The organism is Pedobacter sp. (assembly GCF_037719805.1).
GTDB lineage: Bacteria > Bacteroidota > Bacteroidia > Sphingobacteriales > Sphingobacteriaceae > Pedobacter.
The window spans coordinates 1-3,838 of the sequence record NZ_JBBJLZ010000010.1; the positions used below are offsets into that span (position 1 = coordinate 1).

3 protein-coding genes are annotated in these 3,838 nt (G+C 41.2%); all 3 read left to right on the forward strand.

What is annotated here, in order from left to right:
- Positions 1 to 221 precede the first annotated feature (221 nt).
- The 3 genes from WKF66_RS21525 to ltrA all read left to right on the forward strand — a co-directional run bounded on the left by WKF66_RS21525 (position 222) and on the right by ltrA (position 3,752).
- Positions 222 to 668: a nuclear transport factor 2 family protein gene (locus WKF66_RS21525; protein WP_489676576.1), complete on the forward strand. Its 447-nt coding sequence runs from the start codon at positions 222 to 224 to the stop codon at positions 666 to 668.
- A gap of 102 nt (positions 669 to 770) precedes the next feature.
- Positions 771 to 1,862 (forward strand): alpha/beta hydrolase-fold protein, encoded by a 1,092-nt coding sequence (locus WKF66_RS21530; RefSeq protein WP_489676577.1) that lies wholly within the window; start codon positions 771 to 773, stop codon positions 1,860 to 1,862.
- A gap of 642 nt (positions 1,863 to 2,504) precedes the next feature.
- Positions 2,505 to 3,752, forward strand: a complete 1,248-nt coding sequence (gene ltrA / locus WKF66_RS21535; protein WP_489676553.1) for a group II intron reverse transcriptase/maturase — start codon at positions 2,505 to 2,507, stop codon at positions 3,750 to 3,752.
- The last annotated feature ends 86 nt before the right edge of the window (positions 3,753 to 3,838 follow it).

The window sequence follows — 3,838 nt, forward strand, 5'->3', positions numbered from 1 at the left end:
TAGCTACTGGGTATCATGATTATCCCCACTTAGTAAGGGACTGTAAGCAATTTGCGGCAACTACTCCAACTTATTTTTTTTTACAAATTATCGACGCTCCAGAACGGCATTTCGAGTTCATGAAACCGGAAAAATACATCACCGTTTAGAGAAGAAAGTCGGTTTTTTACTACCAACCGGCAGAAAATCAGGCGCATCTTTACAGAATATATTTTATTCGTATGAAATACGCACCTGTAATTCTAATAGTTTTCTTCCTTTACGGAACCCTGGTTGCCAATGCCCAAGCATCCAAGACAGAAATTGAAATCCGGCGATTGGAAAAGGCACAATGTGATGCTATCGTACAACACGATTCAGTGGCACTTTACAAACTTTGGGCGGACGATTTTACGGTAAACAGTCCAACCAATGATGTGGTAAAATTGGAGGCAGCTAAATATGCTATTAGAAACGGCTTTATAGATTACTCTTTATTTGAAAGTAACCTGGAAGACATAATGATATTTAAGGATATGGTAATCACAATGGGTAGTGAAACAATTAAACCCATTAGGAATGCTCCCATGGCAGGACAGACGGTAAACCGTCGATATACACAGGTATGGATGAAAAGAAAGGGAGAATGGAAACTCATTGCCCGGCATGCCAATATTATAAGACCGTAGATAGTTATTCCATTTATTACACATCTTAATTCAATGAAAATGTTTTATAAAAAAAAGTTTTCTATTGTATCTACCCTTTTGCTTTTAGTAAGCATAAATGTTATGGCCCAAAATACAAATGCTAGTTATAATTATGATCAAAGTAAAAAGGGAAAAGTTATTGTTGAGAAATTCCTGGCGCCTTCTCTTCAGGGCAATCATAGTGGAGAAGACCCGTTGAGAAGGATAACCATTTACCTGCCGCCCGGGTATGAAGAGAGCAAACAACGCTATCCAGTAATTTATTTTTTGCATGGCGGTATTGAAAAGCTAGGTGACAGCGTATTTTTGGCCTGGTGGCGTATTAATGATTTATTGGATGCTGCCATTCGCGGAGGTCATATTCGTCCCATGATTTTTGTTCTACCTAACAGCAATGCTAATTTGGGCGGAGGTTTTTATACCAACTCAACGCTTACCGGAAACTGGTCTGATTATATTGGGAAAGACGTTATTGATTATATTGATAAACGATATCGAACTATTGCCAATAGAAACAGCAGAGGCTTGAGCGGTCATTCCGGGGGCGGCAATGGCGCTTTAAAAATCGGAATACTTTATCCGGATGTTTTTGGAGCCGTGTATGCACTCAGTCCTGCTGTATTAGGCTGGGGTGGTGACTTTACTATAAACGATCCGGTCTTTAAAAGCATTGATTCATTTAGAAATCAGTATAGCATAGAGGAAATATTTGATGATCTGATTAAAAGAAATGACTTTACAAAATTTCATACCACATCGATGGCAAATATGGCCAGAGCGTATTCACCGGATGAAGAAAGTAAAGCATTCCTGTCTGCTAAAATGCCTGTAAAATATATTGGAGACAGCATGGTAATAGATGTAGAGACCAAGAGAAAATGGGAAGCCAACTTTCCTATAAATATGATTGAAAGTCATCTGACTGCACTGAAAAGTTTGAATGCGCTAAAGCTTGACTGGGGCAGAAACGAACAGAACGCTCATGTGCCTATTACCAGCCTTCAATTCAGTAAAAAACTTGAAGCAAACAAGATAAAGCACTTCGCCGAAGAATATATAGGAGATCATATAAACCATATTGGAGGTTTAGAAGGCAGGATCTACACAGAAATGCTTCCTTTCTTTGACACTTATTTGAAATTTGAGGATAAGACGACTCCTGTGTCAAAATGAAAGTAATTAAAAGCGACACTAAAAACGGCTTACAACACAAGTATTTGCAAAAGCAGGGCTGGAGTGTGTCACGAATGGGAAGAATGATAAGTTCTTTTCAATGCTTTATAAAAGATGAGGGAAGGCCTCTCATATACGCCCTGCGGGGGGAGTATATAAACCGCTTCATGGTGCTGTAATCAAAAGTTATGGTACTGAGCGATGAAGAAAAGGCACTGTAAGGTGTCAGGTGAGTGTAGAAGAGCTGAACGAAAGTGAACTGTACGATGACGTTCCGAAAGGCTACTTGTTGACGAAACTATTGGCTTCCAGCACTGATAGGACGGACTGTAATGGACAAACCGCATACTGATTACAGGTCAACCGGGATTGAGGCAGCAGGAATTCTACACAGGCTTTTATATGGAACGTGAGAGGCTACCTTATTAATGTGCGTAATGCTGCAACAAGAAGCAAGTAGTTGCTACCGCGCCTCTTTGAGGAGATAAGGTTATTATTGTTGCTTAACCATACCATAATGTATAGGGATGTAATAAGGAGCGTCGGATGTATCCAAAGTAGTGATGAAGTTTCTGTAATGGAGATGGAGCGAAGGGATACAGTTATTCAGTGTAAGTATTTGTAAACAACCACTAAAGTGGAATGATGAGCGAAGAAAAGACAAAGTCATTTGCAGTAAGTAGGGCAATGGTGTACAACAGCTATCTTAAAGTATGCAGTAAAGACGGTGCAGCAGGTATTGATAAGGAAACGATTGATATTTTCAATGCAGACCTTAGCGGCAACCTGTACAAAGTATGGAACCGCATGGCTTCAGGGAGTTATTTTCCACCGCCTGTACGCACTGTACTAATTCCAAAGAAGCAGGGAGGAACTCGCCCGTTGGGTATTCCCACGGTAAGCGACCGTATTGCACAGGGTGTAGTGAAAGATTACCTGGAACCCATCTTAGAGCCATTATTTAACATTAGTTCATTTGGTTACCGTCCGGGACGCAGTGCACACGATGCGCTGGTACAATGCGAGCACAACTGCAGGCAGTATTCATGGGTAGTTGATTTAGACATCAAAGGTTTCTTTGATAACATCAGCCATGAGTGGATGATGAAAATGGTGTCCTATCATACCCAGGAAAAGTGGGTGCTGCTTTACACAGAGCGATGGCTAAAAGCAGGTATACAACAAGCAGATAGCAGCATAGCTGCAAGGGCAAAAGGCACTCCGCAGGGAGGCGTAATCAGTCCGCTGTTAGCCAACCTGTACCTGCATCATGCCTTTGATATGTGGATGAGTAGGCACTTTGCATCTAATCCGTTTGAACGTTATGCTGATGACATCATTGTACACTGTCACAGTAAAGCTGAAGCCGAACATCTGCTGTGGTCTATACGGCAAAGGTTGCAAGGATTTGAACTGGAACTGCATGCGGATAAAACGAAGCTGGTATATTGCAAAAACTATCGGCGCAAGCAAGAGCATGAGCATATAAGCTTTACGTTTCTAAGCTATAGTTTTCAACCACGGGTTAAAGCCAATCCTGCTGTAAAAGACAGTAAGTTTATGGTATTTGATGCCGCTATTTGTTGTAAGGCGAAAGCTTATATCAAGCAACGGATAAGGGCGGTATTCAATCCACGAAATACGACTGTAGCACTGGAGCGGACAGCCGAAAAACTAAACCCTAAGATACGAGGATGGTTAAACTATTATTGCCGGTTTAATGCAGCAATAGCAGGCAAAGTGTTCGAGTACCTCAATGAGTTGATACAAAGATGGATAGAGGAAAAGTACCGGTTAAGAGGTAAGAAAGCGGTATTGGAGAAGTACCATAACTATGTGCAGGAGAATACAAAGTTGTTTATCCACTGGAAGAAAGGAATTACATATTGACTGAATAACAAGAGCCGTATGAAGGAAGACCTTCACGTACGGTTCTGTGAGCGGCTTGGGCTGAAATGCTCTTGCCTACTCGACCA

Bases quoted from the DNA above. Each gene is read 5' to 3' on its own strand.
- WKF66_RS21525 (WP_489676576.1), top strand. From the start codon at position 222: ATGAAATACGCACCTGTAATTCTAATAGTTTTCTTCCTTTACGGAACC.
- WKF66_RS21530 (WP_489676577.1), top strand. From the start codon at position 771: ATGGCCCAAAATACAAATGCTAGTTATAATTATGATCAAAGTAAAAAG.
- ltrA (WP_489676553.1), top strand. From the start codon at position 2,505: ATGATGAGCGAAGAAAAGACAAAGTCATTTGCAGTAAGTAGGGCAATG.